This window comes from Streptomyces seoulensis (assembly GCF_004328625.1).
GTDB lineage: Bacteria > Actinomycetota > Actinomycetes > Streptomycetales > Streptomycetaceae > Streptomyces > Streptomyces seoulensis.
The window spans coordinates 436509-453099 of record NZ_CP032229.1 but is presented as its reverse complement, the minus strand read 5'-3'; the positions used below and the strand labels follow the sequence as shown (position 1 = coordinate 453099).

At 72.4% G+C, this 16591-nt stretch carries 12 protein-coding genes; 6 read left to right on the top strand and 6 right to left on the bottom strand.

Features of this window, described 5'->3' with window-relative positions:
- Positions 1 to 4: 4 nt before the first annotated feature.
- Positions 5 to 871 (bottom strand): alpha/beta fold hydrolase, encoded by an 867-nt coding sequence (locus tag D0Z67_RS02080; protein WP_031180388.1) that lies wholly within the window; start codon positions 869 to 871, stop codon positions 5 to 7.
- Between the two features lie 102 nt (positions 872 to 973).
- On the opposite strand from D0Z67_RS02080, the gene D0Z67_RS02075 reads away from it, so the two are divergent.
- The 3 genes from D0Z67_RS02075 (at position 974) to D0Z67_RS02065 (ending at position 4993) form a co-directional block, all read left to right on the top strand.
- Positions 974 to 1453: a CGNR zinc finger domain-containing protein gene (locus D0Z67_RS02075; protein WP_031180389.1), complete on the top strand. Its 480-nt coding sequence runs from the start codon at positions 974 to 976 to the stop codon at positions 1451 to 1453.
- A gap of 86 nt (positions 1454 to 1539) precedes the next feature.
- Complete coding sequence (locus tag D0Z67_RS02070) at positions 1540 to 3711, top strand: TerD family protein (RefSeq protein ID WP_031180390.1); 2172 nt, start codon at positions 1540 to 1542, stop codon at positions 3709 to 3711.
- Between the two features lie 211 nt (positions 3712 to 3922).
- A complete protein-coding gene (locus tag D0Z67_RS02065) occupies positions 3923 to 4993 on the top strand; it encodes a glycoside hydrolase family 43 protein (RefSeq protein WP_051887538.1) in 1071 nt (356 codons plus the stop codon).
- A 45-nt stretch (positions 4994 to 5038) separates the two neighbouring features.
- On the opposite strand, the gene D0Z67_RS02060 is transcribed toward D0Z67_RS02065, so the two are convergent.
- Together D0Z67_RS02060 and D0Z67_RS02055 are read right to left on the bottom strand one after the other, a co-directional pair.
- Positions 5039 to 6466 (bottom strand): sugar porter family MFS transporter, encoded by a 1428-nt coding sequence (locus D0Z67_RS02060; RefSeq protein WP_051887539.1) that lies wholly within the window; start codon positions 6464 to 6466, stop codon positions 5039 to 5041.
- On the bottom strand, positions 6463 to 7518 hold the full coding sequence (locus D0Z67_RS02055) for a zinc-dependent alcohol dehydrogenase family protein (protein WP_031180393.1): 1056 nt from the start codon (positions 7516 to 7518) through the stop codon (positions 6463 to 6465). Before D0Z67_RS02055 ends, D0Z67_RS02060 begins: the two co-directional genes overlap by 4 nt.
- Positions 7519 to 7731: 213 nt before the next feature.
- On the opposite strand from D0Z67_RS02055, the gene D0Z67_RS02050 reads away from it, so the two are divergent.
- Both D0Z67_RS02050 and D0Z67_RS02045 read left to right on the top strand, forming a co-directional pair.
- The gene (locus tag D0Z67_RS02050; RefSeq protein WP_031180394.1) at positions 7732 to 8763 is read left to right on the top strand and encodes a LacI family DNA-binding transcriptional regulator; all 1032 of its coding nucleotides are present in this window, start codon (positions 7732 to 7734) and stop codon (positions 8761 to 8763) included.
- An 83-nt stretch (positions 8764 to 8846) separates the two neighbouring features.
- A complete protein-coding gene (locus D0Z67_RS02045; protein ID WP_031180395.1) occupies positions 8847 to 9797 on the top strand; it encodes a carbohydrate kinase family protein in 951 nt (316 codons plus the stop codon).
- 215 nt (positions 9798 to 10012) lie between these two features.
- Here the strand turns inward: D0Z67_RS02045 and D0Z67_RS02040 are convergent, their stop codons facing one another.
- Both D0Z67_RS02040 and D0Z67_RS02035 read right to left on the bottom strand, forming a co-directional pair.
- Entirely contained in the window at positions 10013 to 10249 is a 237-nt protein-coding gene (locus tag D0Z67_RS02040; protein WP_031180396.1) for a hypothetical protein, read from the bottom strand.
- A gap of 156 nt (positions 10250 to 10405) precedes the next feature.
- Positions 10406 to 13021, bottom strand: coding sequence for an excinuclease ABC subunit UvrA (locus D0Z67_RS02035; RefSeq protein WP_031180397.1), 2616 nt, complete (start codon positions 13019 to 13021; stop codon positions 10406 to 10408).
- Positions 13022 to 13240: 219 nt separating this feature from the next.
- Here D0Z67_RS02035 and D0Z67_RS02030 point away from each other — a divergent pair, with 219 nt between their 5' ends.
- Positions 13241 to 15157 carry an N-acetylmuramoyl-L-alanine amidase gene (locus tag D0Z67_RS02030; protein ID WP_078873160.1) on the top strand — a complete coding sequence of 639 codons (1917 nt, stop codon included), beginning with the start codon at positions 13241 to 13243 and terminating at the stop codon, positions 15155 to 15157.
- On the opposite strand, the gene D0Z67_RS02025 is transcribed toward D0Z67_RS02030, so the two are convergent.
- Complete coding sequence (locus tag D0Z67_RS02025; RefSeq protein WP_051887588.1) at positions 15124 to 16557, bottom strand: rhamnulokinase; 1434 nt, start codon at positions 16555 to 16557, stop codon at positions 15124 to 15126. The genes D0Z67_RS02030 and D0Z67_RS02025 overlap by 34 nt on opposite strands.
- Positions 16558 to 16591: the final 34 nt, after the last annotated feature.

The window sequence follows — 16591 nt, the reverse complement described above, 5'->3', positions numbered from 1 at the left end:
GGCCTCAGCCCAGTACCCGGCCGAGGAAGCCGCGCAGATACCCCGCGACGACATCGAGGTGGCTCTCCAGCAGGAAGTGGCCGCCGTCGATCAGGTGCACCTCGGCGTCCTGGGCGTCCCGGGTGAAGGCCAGGGCGCCGGCCGGGCCGAAGATCTCGTCGTTGCGGCCCCACACGGCGAGCACCGGCACCTCGCTGCTGCGCAGGAAGTCGTGCAGCGCCGGGTAGAGCGGGCGGTTGCTGGCGTAGTCGCGGAAGAGGGCGAGCTGGACCTCGTCGTTGCCCTCGCGGGAGACCAGGGCGACGTCGTGCTCCCAGGTGTCCGGGCTGACCACGCTCGGGTCGGGCACGCCGTGCAGGTACTGCCAGCGGATGGCGTCGCGGCTGAGCGCGGCGCGTACGGCGGGTTCGGTGTCGGGGCCCGGGTTCGCCCCGTACGCCCATACGTCGGTCCAGAACGACTCGACGAAACCGTCCTCGTAACCGTTGCCGTTCTGCGTGACGACGGCGGAGATCCGCTCGGGGTGCTTGAGGGCGAGGCGCCAGCCGATGGGGGCGCCGTAGTCCTGGACGTAGAGGGCGTAGCGGTCCACGCCGAGCTGGTCGAGCAGCCGGGAGGTGATCTCGGCGAGGGCGTCGAAGGTGTAGGTGAAGTCCGCTGCGTCGGGGGCGTCGGAGAGGCCGAAGCCGAGGTGGTCCGGCGCGATGACGTGGTAGTCGTCGGCCAGCAGCGGGATGAGCTCGCGGAACATGAACGAGCTGGTCGGATAGCCGTGCAGCAGGACGATCGTGGGAGCGTCGGCCGGTCCGGCCTCGCGGTAGAAGATCTCGTGGCCGTCGACGGTGGCGGTCCGGTGGTGCACCGAGTTCATGTCTAACCCCTTCGTGTGCAGTATCCGGTTAGCTTCTGGCCAGGCAAGCACGCGTGAGCTAACCTGTCAAGCGCTCCGGTATGGTTAGAGGGAGGATGCTCGATGAACACGCTGCTGGACCTGCTCAACAGCAGGCCGCTGGTCGACGGCCGCGAACAGGACGCCCTCGCCGACTCGGCCGAAGGCCGGAGCTGGGCACGGGAACACGGCGGCGACGGCAGCCTCGCGGAACTGGAGCTGCTCCGGGAGGCGCGGGACGTCCTGCGGGACATCGTCGGCGGAGTGCGCTCGCCCGAGGCGTTGAAGCCGCTGCTCGACGGCGTCCAGCAGGTTCCGGAGGTCGGCCGGGAGGGCCTTCGGTGGACGCTCAGGACCGCCCCGCACGCCCGGCTGGCCGTCGAGACCGTACTCGCCTGGGCGGACACCGAGGAGCGCATGCCCGGCCGCCTGCGGCCGTGCGCCAACAGCGAGTGCCGGCTGTTCCTGCTCGATCGCAGCCGTGCCAACCGGGCCCGCTGGTGCTCGATGGCCGCCTGCGGCAACCGCGAGAAGGCGCGACGCCACTACGAACGCACCCGCTGACGGCCGCACGGCGGACCGGCGCCGCCGGTGCGACACCCGGCAAAACTCCCGTGCGGCGGTGTGTCCGCCTCTGCGATCATCCCGGAATGGCGCAGATTTTCGAATCGCTGGTCATCCGGCACACACACCGGCTTCCCGCCCCCGAGGGCTCGGCCGGTGCAGGCACGGTCGTCGCGCGGCAGTTCGACGCCGTGCTGGCCTCCGTGGGCTTCAAGCTCTCGGCCGAGCTGCTGGAGCGGCTGTCGGGACTGTCCGAGGCCGCGGTCGTGCACACCGCCAGGCGGACGCTGCCCGTGGTGCGCGAGATGGCGGGCGACCATGTCCGGCACAACTCCTACTTCATCGACTTCCCCGCCAACGTGCCGGCCACCGAAGAGTTCTGGACGCGATGCGTGACCGAGGCGCTCGGTGACAAGGCGTCACGCGGGAAGGTGCTGGCCCAGTTGACGCGCGGGGCCGTGGACCTGCTGAGCCTGCCCGCCTACGGCCGGTACCAGCACACGTACGAGGAGATGCTCGCGGCCCAGGACGAACTGATCGCCTCGGCGGGCGACCGGATCACCGTCCTGCACCTCGGCCGCGACCTGGACACCGAACTCGGCGCCCTCTACCTCGCCCTCGCCGGCAGCACCACCCCGCTGAACGAGGACGACCTGCGCGACCTCAGGACCCTCGCCCAGCGCTGCGCGCTCGATCCTCAGCCGGAGCGGATTCCGGTACGGGAGAACCGGGCCGTCATCAACGAGGCGCGGCTCGGCGTCGGGGCGGACCTCCTGCTCGACACCGTCACCGATGTGCTGCGGCTGGCCTGCGTACTCTCCGGCGGTGACGTGACGCTGCAGGAACCGACCCGGTTCCGGTCGGTGCCCCGGCCGCTGCGCCGAGGGCTGCTCGCAGGTCTCGACGCCGTGATCGCGGCGAATCCCGCGAAGCTCGCCGACGTGCACACGCACCGGGAGCCCTTCAAGCGGCTCGGTGAGCGCCTCCACCCGCACGAGTACCCGCGCTGGCCGCACGCCGCCGACGTGTTCGCGGTCGCCCGGGGCGAGAAGGAGGCGCGGTCCTTCGACAGCCGGATCGAGGAACTGCTCACCGCGTCCGACGTCCTCGGCGCGGTGAAGCTGCTCGAGTCCGCGCCCGGCAGGCTGTTCCGCGCCCTGGACCTCCTGCTGCGCGGCGCCGCCGGCCAGGAGGAGCGGGACGCGGTGATCGCCGCCGCGGTTCGGGTGGCTCCCGACGTCTCCGGCCGGGTCGTGCTCTCGGTGCGCGAGCACCTGCACAACAGGGCGCGGGAGAGCGGCCGTTCGCGGATCTTCGTCAACCGCCGGGGCCGCGCCTGGGTGACCCCCGACGCCCGCCCGCCCGTACCGGCGGGCGACCGCGACCGGCTGATCGCCGCCCTGGACGCCGAGATACGCCGCCGGCTCCCGGCGCCGGGCCGGCTGCTGCTCGACCCCGCCGTCCTCGACGTGGCGCTCCCGCTCAGTGGCCGGGCCACCGCGGCCGGGCTGGGCGTGCTGCCGCGCGGGTCGGTCTCGGAGGTCGACGGCGAGCGGCTCCGTTTCTTCGTGTACTGGAAGGAGACGGAGCGCCGGACCGACTACGACCTGTCGGCGCTGCTGCTGCGCGCCGACTACAGCACCGACTCCTGGCTCTCCTACACGGCTCTCAGGGGCGTCGGCGGCCGGCACTCCGGCGACATCACCGAAGCCCCCGACGGCGCCTCGGAGTTCATCGAGCTGACCCTGGGCCGGGTGCGCGGCTCGTTCATCGTCCCGCAGGTCAACATCTATGCGGGCGAGGGCTTCGAGGAGACCGAGGAGTCGTTCTTCGGGTTCATGCTGCGCGACGGTGAGCAGAAGGGCCGGCCGTTCGAGCCGCGCAGCGTGCGGATGAAGTCGGAGCTGCGCGGGGCGGGCCGGGTGGCGCTGCCGCTGGTGTTCCGGCGCGGGGATCACGGCCGGTGGCAGGCGAAGTGGCTGCACCTCTACCTGACGGGCATCACGGATGCCAACCGGGTCGAGGAGAACCAGGCGTCCGTGTCCATGGTGGTGCGCGCGCTCGTGGAGCGGGAGCAGCTGACGGTGCGGTACCTGACCGGCCTGATGGCCGACGGCACCGCGCCCGTGGAGCAGTGGGACGGCGAGACGGTGCCGGACGAGCCGGTGACGTACATCGGCCTGGTGCGGCCCGAGGGGCTGCACCCGGACTCGCGTGTCATCACCCCCGAAAATCTGCGCGACCTGATCCCGGCCTGAGTGCTAGCGTTGCCCGCGGCGAGGCCATGAAGGGGCTTCCTTCTCAACTTCCTTTCCTGAAACGAGTTCCTTCGCTTTCCTCGCCGCCGACTTGGTCATCCGGGAGGCGCCCACACGGCGCCTCCCGGATTTCGTATTCCGGGGGAACGGCGGAGGACTTGGGTCCGCAAGAGGGCTGGGCAGTGTCCTTGCATCGATGTAAAAGACCCGCATGACATCATTTCGCAGCTTCCGAGCTGTCCTTGTGCTCACGGTGTCGGGCCTCTTCGCCGCGCTGCTGTCGTTCGCCTCCGCCGGGCCGGCCATGGCCGAGCAGACATCGCTGCGGGCGGCCGACCCGAGCGTCATCCGGGTCGGCTCCACCTACATCTCGGCGCAGTCCACCGGCGGCGGGATCGCCGTACGGCAGGCGTCCTCGACCGCCGGACTCGCCTCCGCGTCCGCCCGGCAGGTGTGGTCGGACACCCAGGGGCGCGGGGAGGTGTGGGCGCCGGAACTGACCACGGACGGCGGGCGCTACTACATCTACTTCACCGCAGGACGGGGCTCCGCACACCGGATGTTCGTCATCAGCTCCGCCAGCCCCGACAGCGGCTACGGCGGCGAGACCCGGCTCGCGCTCCCGGACGACAAGTGGGCCATCGACGGCACCATGTTCACGTTCAGCGGGCAGCGCTGGTTCGTCTGGTCGGGCTGGGCGGGGGACACCAACGTCGAGCAGAACCTCTACATCGCCCGGATGAGCAGCCCCACCACGCCGACCGGAGCGCGAAACGTCATCTCCCAGCCACGGGAGAGCTGGGAGCGGGTGGTCGGCAACCCGTACATCAACGAGGCACCCGAGGCGATCCGGGACCCGGGTGGCCAGCTCCACATCGTCTACTCGGCGAACGGCAGCTGGAGCGACCAGTACTGCCTGGCGGACCTGCGGCTGCGAGCCGGCGGCGATCCGACGTACGTGTGGGACTGGTACAAGTCCAACGGCTGCCTCTTCGGCTCCAACCGCTCGACCATGATGGCCGGCTGGGACCCCACGCTGTACGTCAATGGCCCCGGGCACCACACCTTCGTCCTGCTCAATGGGGACATCGCCACCAGCCCGCCGGCCGGGCCGCGCTTCCCGCTGATGTTCCACGCGGTGGCCAAGGGCACGCCGTACTCCTGGGACAACCGGTACTGGTACACCGGGTCGTTCGCGTGGTGGGGCGACACCACATACCGGCGCGCCAATGTGCCCGGACCCACCTCGGACACCGGGTGGGGGCTGAAGTTCTTCGAGTAGCCGGATTCCGGGGGCCCTGGCGCGATGCCGGGGCCCCGGACCCGTTCAGCCGACCGACACCGTCGAGGGGGCCGGCTCCGGGGCCTCGTCGCCGCGACGCAGCAGGTCCCGTTCGATCTGCTCCAGCGTCCGCCCCCGCGTCTCCGGCAGCAGCTTCTTGACGAAGACGCCGGAGGCCAGGGTGGTCACGGCGAAGATCACGAAGTTGGCGCCCGCGCCCCACGCGTGCAGGAGGGACGGGAAGACCAGCGCCACGGCCATGTTGAACAGCCAGTTGAACACCACGCACACGCCCACCGCGCCCGCGCGGATGCGGGTCGGGAACAGCTCCGGCAGCATCACCCACTGCACCGGCCCCCACGACATGGCGAACGCGGCCACATACAGCGCGACACCGAAGAGCGTCAGCGGGGCGAGCAGCGAGCCGTGGCCGAGCGGGGTGAGGTTCACGGCGGCCAGGACGACCATGCCGGCGCACATCCCGGCCGAGCCCCACAGCAGCAGCGGCCGGCGGCCCCGGCGGTCGATCAGGCGCATCGCCGGGAGGGTCATCAGCATGTTGACGACGCCGATGCCGACGTTGGCGAGGATCGCGCCGTTGTCGCCGAAGCCGATGCTGGTCAGCAGCGTCGGGGCGTAGTAGATGATCGTGTTGATGCCGCCGAAGTTCTGGAAGAACACCAGCAGCAGACCGACGACCAGCATCGGCCGCAGCCTGGGGGAGAGCAGGTCGCGCAGCGTCAGCCGCCGCGTCTCCGCCCGCTCCTCCTCCAGCGTCCGCTCGATGTCCAGCAGCTCGGTGCGCGCCGCCTCGCCGTCCCCGCGCAGCCGCGTCAGCACCGCGCGTGCGTCGTCCCGGCGGCCCCGTCCGACCAGCCAGCGCGGGCTCTCCGGCTGGGTGAGGATGCCGAGGGCGAGGACCGCCGCCGGAAGCACACCGAGCCCGATCATCCAGCGCCAGGCGTGCGCCGGGGCCAGGGCGTAGTCGGTGAGGTAGGCCAGGAAGATGCCCACGGTCACCAGGAGCTGCATCAGGGACGCGAGTCCGCCGCGCACCTCCACCGGCGCCAGCTCGGTCAGGTAGAGCGGCACCACGACCGAGGCGATGCCGACGCCCACGCCGATCAGCACCCGCGCCCCGATGAGCAGCGACGCCTCGGAGGAGAGGGCCGCGCCGACCGTGCCGACGATGAAGACGAGCGCGGCGCCCAGGATCAGGCGGCGCCTGCCCCAGGCGTCGGAGAGCTTTCCGGCCAGCCCGGCGCCCGCCATCGCGCCCACCAGCAGGCCCGAGACGACCAGGCCCTCCAGCAGAGGCGACAGCGCGATGTCCCGGCGGATGAACAGCATCGCACCGGAGATCACCCCCGTGTCGTACCCCCACAGGATGCCGCCGAGGGCGCCGAACACCCAGATCAGGGCGTTGCGCAGCCGTGGGCGCCGCTGCGGCGCCGCCTTGGGCGGGCCGCTCAAGACGCCGCGTCCGCGACCGTGGCCGCCGCCGACCGGACCGCCGTCGTGCGCGGGTCGTCCGCCTGCGGGGCCAGGTGGATCTTCTGTCCGGCGCCCGCGCGGAAGAGGGTGACGGCGTCGTCGAAGTTCTCCAGCGGCAGCACGTCGCTGACCAGCGGGTCGAGGTCCAGACCGCCGGCGAGGATCTCGACGGCGGGCTGGAACCCGTTGTGCACCGCCATGGAGCCGATGATGTCGATCTCGCGGTTGTAGACCATGTACGGCGAGAAGGTGGCCCGCCGGGAGGGGTCGGCGACGCCGAACTGGAGGAAGGTGCCGCCCTTGCGGACCCGGCCGAGACCGTCCTCGATGGCCGCGATCACACCGGTGGCGTCGATGACGACCTCGAAGCCGTGCTCCCGGCCCAGCTCGTCGGCGTTCGCGGCCGTGGCGTCGGCGCCCATGCGCCGGGCCAGCTCCAGGCGGCGGACGTTGGGGTCGACGACGGAGACGGAGGCGGCGCCCGCGTTGCCGACCAGGGCCGCCATCATCAGGCCCATGGTCCCGGCGCCGTAGACGAGGTAGTGCTCACCGGGGCGGCGGGGCAGCCGGCTCAGGCCGTGCACGGCGCAGGAGAGCGGCTCGACCAGTCCGGCCGCCGCCTCGGACAGGCCCTCGGGCAGGACGTGGCAGCGGGCGGCGGGGACGGCCACGTACTCTGCGAAACCACCGTTGCGGGTCACGCCGACCGCCGTGTAGTGCTCGCAGAGGTTGCCGCGCCCGATCCGGCAGTAGTGGCAGGCGCCGCACGGGGTGTTGGGGTCGACGGCGACGCGCTGGCCGACGGCCGGGAACAGCACGTCCTTGCCGGCCTCCACCACGACACCCGTCAGCTCGTGGCCGGGGATCAGCGGGTAGGGCACGGACGGCAGCTCGCCGCCCAGGATGTGCATGTCCGTCCCGCACAGGCCGCACGAGCTGACCTGGACGACCACCTCCGAGGGACCGGGACTCGGATCGGGTATGACGGCCAGCTCGGCGCTTCCCGGCTGGGTGACCACGACAGCGCGCATGGCGCCTCCTCACGACAGTGTGCGGACGGAAGTCCGAAGACGCCGGGAAACCTAATCCGCGCGTAAGCGTTTGCGCAAACGCTTACGTGTGACTTTTGATAGGTCATTGGCATCTCATGGACGGACGAGCCGACCCACCCCGGTCCGCTCGGCCCCGGCCGGCTCCGGCGCGGGCGGGCGGACACGCGGCACGGGGCACACGAAGGAGAACCGATGCGGACGATGGCGGACGTGGCACGGCACGCGGGTGTCTCGGTGGCCACGGTCTCCCACGTGCTCAACGCCACACGCCCGGTCCGCCCCGCGACCCGGGACGCGGTGCTGCGCGCCATCGACGAGCTGGGCTACATCCACAACACCCTGGCCCGGTCCCTGGTGACCTCCCGCACCCACTCGGTGGGCCTCGCCGTCTCGGCGATCAGCAACCCGTACTTCACCGAGATCCTCCAGGGAGTCGAGGCCGAGGCCCTCGCCACCGGCTACGGCCTCCTCATCGCCGACCCGCACGACGACCCCGGGCACGAGCTGAGCGTCGTCCGCATGCTCCACGAGCGCCGGGTGGACGGCGTGATCATCGCCCCCTCCGCCGAACCCTCCGCACTCCTCGCCTACCTGGACCGCGCCGACATCCCCGCGGTCTTCCTGGACCGCCTCGTCGACGAGGCCGAGGAACCCGCGTACGACCAGGTCTGCGCCGACGGCGTCGCCCCCGTACGCGAGCTGGTCGGACACCTCGCCGCGCTCGGGCACCGCCGGATCGCCCTGGTGGCCGGACTCGCCGGACTGAGCACCACCACCGAACGCGTCGACGGGTACCGGCAGGGACTCGACGCGGCCGGTCTGCCCTTCGACCCCGCCCTGCTCGCCCACGGCCACTCCGCCTCCGAGGGCGCCCGCCACGCCACCGAGCGCCTGCTGGCCTCGCCCGGCCGCCCCACCGCCGTGATCGCGGCGAACAACGCGATGACCATCGGCGCGCTCCAGGCCCTCCGCGACGCGGAACTGCGCATCCCGGAGGACGTCGCGCTCGTCAGCTTCGACGACTTCGAGTGGGCCGACCTCTTCTCGCCCAGCCTCACGGCCGTACGCCAGCCCAGCCGTGACCTCGGCGGACTGGCGCTGCGCCTGCTCCTGGAGCGCCTGGACACGCCCGGCCGCCCCACGCGGACCGTCCGGCTGCCCTGCACCCTCGTCCACCGCACCTCCTGCGGCTGCCCGCCGGGCGCCGCCGGCCTCCCCGGCTGACGGCCATCCCGCCGACCCCGCCCACCCGTTCACCCCGTCCACTTCGCCCCGCCGCACCACGGCGCACCGAAAGGAACAGCCCTGTGATCGTCGTCGCCGGCGAGGCACTCATCGACCTCGTGCCCGCCCCCGTCAGCTCCGACCCGGCGCCCGCCCTGCCGCCGCTCCTCCCGCAGCGCGGCGGCGGGCCGTACAACGCGGCCGTCGCGCTGGGCCGCCTCGGCTCCCCGACGGCGTTCTGCTCGCGCGTGTCCACCGACGCCTTCGGCGCCGCCCTGCTGTCGGGGCTGGCGGACGCCGGTGTCGACACGGCGCTGGTCCAGCGGGGCCCCGAGCCCACCACGCTGGCCGTCGCCGACGTGGGCAGCGACGGTTCGGCGGGCTACGGCTTCTACACCGAGGGCACCGCCGACCGGCTGTTCGCCCTCCCGCCCGCGCTGCCGGACGGGGTCACCGCCCTCTCCGTCGGCACCTGCTCGCTGGTGCTGGAGCCCGGCGCGAGCGCGTACGAGGCGCTGCTGAAGCGGGAGTCGGCGCGCGGGGTGTTCACCGCGCTCGACCCCAACATCCGGGCCGGGCTGATCGCGGACGCCGGCGCCTACCGGGAGCGGTTCCTGTCCTGGCTGCCGCACGTGGCCCTGCTGAAGCTGTCGGTGGAGGACGCGGCATGGCTGGCGGGCACCGGGTCCGGTGAGGATCTCGACGTTCACCTGTCGGCGTGGCTGGAGCGCGGCCCCGCGGCGATCGTCCTGACCCGGGGCGGTGACGGACTGAGCGTGTGGAGCCGGGGCGCGGGCCGGGTGAGCGTGCCGGGTACGCCGGTCACGGTGGCCGACACCATCGGGGCGGGCGACACGGTGAACGCGGCGCTGCTGCACCGGCTGCGCGAGGTCGGCGCGCTGAGCCACGCGGCGGTCGCGGGGCTGGACGCGGAGATCTGGCGCGACGTGCTCGGTTTCGCCGCCCGTGCGGCGGCCCTGACCTGCTCCCGCTGCGGCGCCGAACCGCCGTACGCCTGGGAGCTCTCGGCCTGAACAGGGCTGCGGAGGAGCGTAGTTGCCGGTTTCCCGCCCGACTCCGGGTCCGTTTATGATCTTGGTGCGACCTGGTTCGCCGGCCTCGCGGTCACCGCGGAGGCGGCGGCCGGTGGGGGTGGCGCGCAACTCCCCGGTCCGCACGACGAGATGGACGCCGCGTGACGGGCGGCGTCCATCTCACGCGTTCTGGCGCGCGTTCCGGCCGGAGGGGCTCAGTGGCCCTTGCGCCTGCGGTCCTGCTCGAGGTCGCTGCCGGCCACGGACCGGTCGTCCTCGGAGATGTTCTTGTCGTCCAGGAGCTGGCCCGCTTCGGAGCCGACGCGCTTGCTCGTGTGGTGGCCGCGTTCGGTGTCCGACAGGGCGCTGGCTGCTACCGAGCGCTCTTCCGGCGTGGCATTCGGGTCCGCCATGATGCGCGCGGCCTCTGATGCGTCCATCTTGCCCGTCATGATCGCTCACCTTCCGTGTCGGGGAGCGTCCTGCCCGCACCCCTCGGCTGGCAGCCCCACGGGCACGCTGTGGCACTCGCGCGACTACGACCGTATCCATGCTACCGACAATCATCGAATATGCCGACAAATATGGACAGATGGCAGCCTCGCAGGTCAGCGGGCTGACAGGCGGCGCGCCAGATGGTCGGCCGTCGGGGTGCCGCCGGCTCGGGCCACGTCCTCCGGGCGACCCTCGGCGACGATGCGGCCCCCGTCGTCCCCGGCACCCGGACCGAGGTCCATGACCCAGTCGGCGGCGGCGACCGTGCGCAGGTCGTGCTCCACCACGACGACCGTGTTCCCGGCGTCCACCAGGCGCTGCAACTGCCCGATCAGCAGGTCCACGTCGGCCGGGTGCAGTCCGGTGGTCGGCTCGTCCAGCAGGTAGAGGCTGTGGCCGCGCGGTGCCCGGTGCAACTCGCTCACCAGCTTGATGCGCTGGGCCTCGCCGCCGGACAGGGTGGTGGCACTCTGACCCAGCGTCAGATAACCGAGCCCGATGTCGGAGAGCAGCTTGAGGATACGGGCGGCGGGCTGTACGTCGGCGAGGAACTCGTGCGCCTCCTCCACGCTCATCGCCAGCACGTCGGCGATGGTGCTGTCGCGGTAACGCACCATCAGCGTGCCGGGGTTGTAGCGGGCGCCCTCGCAGACCGGGCAGGGGGAGGTCTCCGTGGGCAGGAAGAGGAGTTCGATGCTGACGACTCCGTCGCCCAGGCAGTGCGGGCAGCGGCCCTGGGTCACGTTGAACGAGAACCGGCTTGCCGTGTACCCGAGTTCGCGCGCGGTCGGCTGGGCGGCGAACAGTTTGCGGACGCTGTCGAAGAGGCCGGTGTAGGTGGCGAGGTTCGAGCGCGGGGTGCGTCCGATGGGCTTCTGGTCCACCACCACCAGACGGTTGATGTGCTCAAGTCCCGTACTGGAAGCTACTGTTACCCGGTCCTCCGCCAGGTCCCACGCCGGCACCCCGGCCTCCTCCTCGTCGGCGGTCTCCACCGGGACGGGGTTGCGGGCGATGTCCTCGGCGGTCTCGTCGGCGTGCAGATGGTCGCGGACCGTCTCCGCGAGGGCGCGCCGGACCAGGGTCGACTTGCCCGACCCGGAGACGCCGGTGACCGCGGTGAGCGTGCCGAGCGGGAAACTCGCGTCCAGGTCACGGAGATTGTGGCCGGTGACCCCCTCCAGGCGCAGCCATCCCTCCGGCCGGCGCGGCTCCTCGGGGCCCGGCACGGTGGGCGCGTCCAGCGGGAGGTACCGGGCGGTCACCGACTCCGGTGCCCCGCCCAGCCCCTCGGTGGGCCCGTTGTAGAGGACCTCGCCGCCGTGCCGCCCGGCGCCCGGACCCATGTCCACGATCCAGTCGGCCGAGGCGAGCACCTGCGCGTTGTGCTCCACCACGAAGACGCTGTTCCCGGCGCCCCGGAGCCTGCGCAGCGCGGTGAGCAGCAGTTCCGTGTCGGCCGCGTGCAGCCCGGCCGAGGGCTCGTCCAGCACGTACAGGACGCCGAACAGGCCGCTGCGGAGCTGGGTGGCCATGTGCAGCCGTTGCAGCTCGCCGCTGGACAGGGTGGAGGTCGCGCGCCCGGTGGCGAGGTAGCCGAGGCCCAGGTCGGTCAGCGTACGGAGCTGGTCCCGCAGGCCGCCGATCAGGGCGTGCGCCGCCTGCCTGCGCTCGGCCGGCAGGGCCAGGGTGTCGGGGTGGTCGCGGGCCGACTCCAGGAAGGCCGCCAGCTGGCTCAGCGGCATCGAGGTGGCGACCGAGATGTCCTGCCCGGCGATGGTCACCGCCAGCGCCTCCGGGTTCAGCCGCTTGCCGTGGCAGGTCGGACAGATCTCCTCGGCCATGAACGAGGCGGCCTTGGCCCGCAGATGCGCCGCCTTGGAGGTGGCGAATGTGTGCATCACCCACCTGCGGGGGCTCATGTATGTGCCCTGGTACGAGCGCTGCACCCGGTGCGCGTCCCGGACCGGGTGCACGGTGACCGTCGGCTGCTCGTCGGTGGTCAGCAGCCACTCGCGCCGGGCGGCGGGCAGTTCGCGGAAGGGGACGTCGATGTCGATGCCCAGCTCGGCGAGGATGTCCCGGTAGTTCTTGCCCTGCCAGGCCCCCGGCCAGGCCGCGATGGCGCCCTCGCGGATGCTCAGGGAGTCGTCGCCCACGAGCTTGCTCTCGTCGACGCTGTGCAGCCGCCCCAGACCGGAGCAGGTCGGGCAGGCGCCCACCGCGGTGTTCGGCGAGAAGCTGTCCGAGTCCAGCGGCGCGGCGTCGCGCGGGAACGTTCCGGCGAGGTCCTCCGGGGTCCGCCCCGCCGGGTAGGTGCCGGCGCGCGAGTACAGCATGCGCAGCACGTTGGAGACCCGGCTGACGGTGCCCACCGTCGAGCGGGTGCTGCCCCCGCTGTGCTGCTGGCGCAGCGCCACGGCCGGCGGCAGACCGGTGATCGAGCCGACCCGGGGGGCCGCGCCCTGGTCGATCAGCCGCCTGGCGTACGGCGCGACGGATTCCAGGTACCGCTGCTGGGCCTCGGCGTAGATGGTGGCGAACGCGAGCGACGATTTGCCGGACCCCGACACTCCGGTGAACGCCACGACCTGGTCACGGGGTACGTCCACATCGACATGCCGCAGATTGTGTTCGTCGGCACCACGCACCCTGATCAGCCCGTCCTGGCCGGTGTCCGGCGGGGCGGCGGGCGAGGACGCGGGCGTCTGTGGTGGGGGTGGAGCCATGGGAAAAACCTAGCCCGACCGGCCGGTCCGTGCCGCGAGCGCCTGGTGATCGGGTGAGGCAGGTATGCCCTCCGGGGGTTGGTTGCGCAACTGAGTGCAACGGCCATACGGTTCGAACGCCACTGATGTGCAAGGGAATTGACGCTCGGAATGAAGGGCGGCAATGCGATGACGAATGCCTTTTTATCCTTTCCTGGTAGCCATGGAGTGCGGAAACAAATGAAGAGTGGAAGAACCACGGAGAACGCGGCCCACAAGCCGGCCGTACGGCATCGGCTGCTCGGTCTGGCCGCCGCGGGCGCGCTCACGGCGGGAGCCCTGACCGGGCTGGTGCCCGCCACCGCGCAGGCCGCCGCGCCCGCGCCGTCCGGGCCCGGCGCGCGCCAGCACGCCTTCGCGGTGGCGGCCGCCAAGTACCACGTCCCCGCACAGGTGTTGCTCGCCGTCTCGTACCAGGAGTCGGCGTGGGACGCGCACGGCGGCCGGGTGAGCACCAGCGGCGGCTACGGCCCGATGCACCTCACCGACGTCACCCCCGCGATGCTGGCCTCCGGCCCGGCCGGAGCCGTCGGCCGGTCCGACCTCGCCGACCTGGCGAAGGACCCCGCGCTGCACACCCTGCGCGCCGCCGCGAAGCTCACCGGGCTCACCCCGGCCGAGCTGCGTACGGACCCCGCCGCCAACATCGCGGGCGGCGCGGCGCTGCTCGCCTCCTACCAGAAGTCGGTGCGAGGCGGCCTGTCGGCGGACCCCGGCCGGTGGTACGGCGCGGTCGCCCGCTACAGCGGCTCCCCGCAGAAGCGGACCGCCGCCTCCTTCGCCGACCGCGTCTTCACCACGCTCCGCACCGGCGCCGCCCGCACCACCTCCGACGGGCAGCGCGTGTCGGTGGCCGCCGACAGCGACGTCCGCCCGGTCAAGGGGCAGTCGGCCGGTAACGCCACGGCCGCCACCGAGTGCCCGTCCGACGTCAGCTGCACGTTCGTCCCGGCGGCCGCGTCCAACGGCCAGGTCTCCAACCGGCCCGCCAACGGCATCCGGATCGACACGATCGTCATCCACGACACCGAGTCGTCGTACCAGTCCGCCATCTCGACGTTCCAGAACCCGGGCGGCAGCTCCGCGCACTATGTGATGCGGTCCTCGGACGGCGCGGTGACCCAGATGGTGCCGACCAAGGACGTCGCCTACCACGCGGGCAACTACTCGACGAACCTGCACTCCATCGGCATCGAGCACGAGGGCTACGCCGCGCACGGCGCAACCTGGTACACCGAGGCGCAGTACCAGGACACGGCGTCCCTGGTGCGCTACCTCGCCGACCGCTTCGGCATACCCCTGGACCGTCAGCACGTCATCGGCCACGACGATGTGGCGGGCCCCAGCTCCAGCCTGATCTCCGGCATGCACTGGGACCCGGGGACCGCCTGGGACTGGGAGCACTTCATGAGCCTGCTCGGCGCCCCGGTGACCGGGGAGCACGGCGTCGGCCCGGTCGGCTCGGCCGTGACGATCGCCCCCGGCTTCGCCGGCAACCAGCAGACCGTGCAGATCTGCCCCGGCGACGACCCCACCGGCGCCACCCCCTCCTGCGTCCGTGAGCAGCAGGCCGCGAACTTCGTCTACCTGCGCACCGCGCCCGACGCCACCGCCCCGCTCTTCGGTGACCAGGCCATCCACAAGGGCGCCGCGGGCACCGACCGGATCAGCGACTGGGGCTCCACCGCGCAGGCGGGCCAGCAGTTCGTGGTGGCCGGCACCGACGGCGACTGGACGGCGATCTGGTACAGCGGCACCAAGGTCTGGTTCTACAACCCGGCCGGCGCCAACACCACGCCCGCCCACGACGTCATCCTGGTATCCGCCGCCGGCACCACCCCGGTCGCGGTCTACGGCTCCAGCTACCCGGACCCGTCCGAGTATCCGGCCGGGCTGTCCCCCTCCACCCAGGCGGCGCTCAGCTACTACACCGTCCCCCCCGGCCAGGCGTACGTCGCCACCCGGCCGCCGGTCAACACCGACGACTACTTCTCCTCCGGGAAGGTCGTCACCGGCGCCAAGAAGATGTACACGATCCAGTACAACCACCGGGTCGTGCTGGTCTACTCCTCGGCCGTGACCGCCACCGGAGTCTGACCGAGGCCCAGCCGCTGACCGGCCGCCCGCCAGGCACGCGTGGTGCCCCCGGGCTCGTACCGGCTCAGCGGCTGGGTGCGGGCCACCCGGGCGCGCAGCCCGGCCAGAGACTCCCCGGTGCCGCCGTGCGCGCGGGCCTGGACGAGCACGTTGCCCAGGGCCGACGCCTCGGCCGGGCCCGCGACGACGGGGAGCCCGCAGGCGTCGGCGGTGAGCCGGCAGAGCAGCGCGTTGCGCGCGCCCCCGCCGACGATCCGTACGACGTCCACCGAACGTCCGGACAGCCGCTGGGCGTCCTCGACGGCCCGGTGGTGGGCCAGGGCGAGGGAGTCCAGGACGCAGCGGACAATCGCCGCCCGGCCCTCGGGCACCGGCTGTCCGGTGGCCCGGCAGGCGGCGGCGATACGGTCCGGCATCCGGCCGGGGGCCAGGAACGCCGGGTCGCCCGCGTCCACGACCGACCGGAGCGGCTCCGCTGCCGCCGCCGCGCCCAGGAGCGGACCCGCGTCCGGCTCACCCCAGGCGCGCAGGCACTCCTGGAGGAGCCACAGGCCCATGATGTTGCGCAGATAGCGGACCGTGGAGTCGAGGCCGAGTTCATTGGTGAAGTTGGCCCGCCTGCTCGCCTCGGTCAGCACGGGGGAGTCGAGTTCCAGCCCCGCCAGCGACCAGGTGCCGGTGCAGATGTACGCGAAGCGTTCCCCGGCGGCGGCCGGGACCGCGACGACGGCGGACGCCGTGTCGTGCGAGGCGACCGTGGTCACGGGCACCGGACCGGTCAGCGCCGTCTCCTCCAGCACGGCGGGCAGCAGCGACCCGGCCGGGGTGCCCGGCAGCCGCAGCGGCGCGAAGAGACCGAGGTCGACACCGGTCCGGTCCGCCACCTCCCGCGACCAGCTCCGGGTACGGGGGTCGATCAACTGGGTCGTGGAGGCGTTGGTCAGCTCGGTGCCGCGTGTCCCGGTCAGCCAGTACGTGAACAGGTCCGGGATCAGCAACACCTGCTTCGCGGCACGGAGTTGTGCGCTGTGCCGGGCCGCGACGAGCTGGTAGAGCGTGTTGAACGGGGCGTGCTGGAGCCCCGTGCGGGCGTACAGCTCCGGCGGCGGGAGCCTCTCCCACACCCGCTCGGGGACGCCCTCGGTGCGGGTGTCCCGATAGTGCACGGGGTTGGCGAGGAGGGCGCCGTCGGCGTCCAGCAGGCCGTGGTCCACGGCCCAGGAGTCGATGCCGACCGAGTCGAGCCGGGCCAGACGTCCCGCCGCGCGCAGGCCGTCGAGGACACCGGCGTACAGCCCGAGCACGTCCCAGTGCAGCCCGGACGGCAGGCGCACCGGGCGGTTCGGGAAGCGGTGGGCCTCCGTGAGGCGGAGGGTGTCCGGGCCGACCCGGCCGACCATGACCCGGCCGCTGGAGGCACCGAGGTCGACCGCC

What these genes read in the sequence shown, in the direction of transcription:
- D0Z67_RS02050 (WP_031180394.1), top strand. Translation starts at nt 7,732, where the DNA reads ATGCGGACGATGGCGGACGTGGCACGGCACGCGGGTGTCTCGGTGGCC.
- D0Z67_RS02065 (WP_051887538.1), top strand. Translation starts at nt 3,923, where the DNA reads ATGACATCATTTCGCAGCTTCCGAGCTGTCCTTGTGCTCACGGTGTCG.
- D0Z67_RS02075 (WP_031180389.1), top strand. Translation starts at nt 974, where the DNA reads ATGAACACGCTGCTGGACCTGCTCAACAGCAGGCCGCTGGTCGACGGC.
- D0Z67_RS02030 (WP_078873160.1), top strand. Translation starts at nt 13,241, where the DNA reads ATGAAGAGTGGAAGAACCACGGAGAACGCGGCCCACAAGCCGGCCGTA.
- D0Z67_RS02040 (WP_031180396.1), bottom strand. Translation starts at nt 10,249, where the DNA reads ATGACGGGCAAGATGGACGCATCAGAGGCCGCGCGCATCATGGCGGAC.
- D0Z67_RS02055 (WP_031180393.1), bottom strand. Translation starts at nt 7,518, where the DNA reads ATGCGCGCTGTCGTGGTCACCCAGCCGGGAAGCGCCGAGCTGGCCGTC.
- D0Z67_RS02080 (WP_031180388.1), bottom strand. Translation starts at nt 871, where the DNA reads ATGAACTCGGTGCACCACCGGACCGCCACCGTCGACGGCCACGAGATC.
- D0Z67_RS02035 (WP_031180397.1), bottom strand. Translation starts at nt 13,021, where the DNA reads ATGGCTCCACCCCCACCACAGACGCCCGCGTCCTCGCCCGCCGCCCCG.
- D0Z67_RS02025 (WP_051887588.1), bottom strand. Translation starts at nt 16,557, where the DNA reads ATGGTCGGCCGGGTCGGCCCGGACACCCTCCGCCTCACGGAGGCCCAC.
- D0Z67_RS02070 (WP_031180390.1), top strand. Translation starts at nt 1,540, where the DNA reads ATGGCGCAGATTTTCGAATCGCTGGTCATCCGGCACACACACCGGCTT.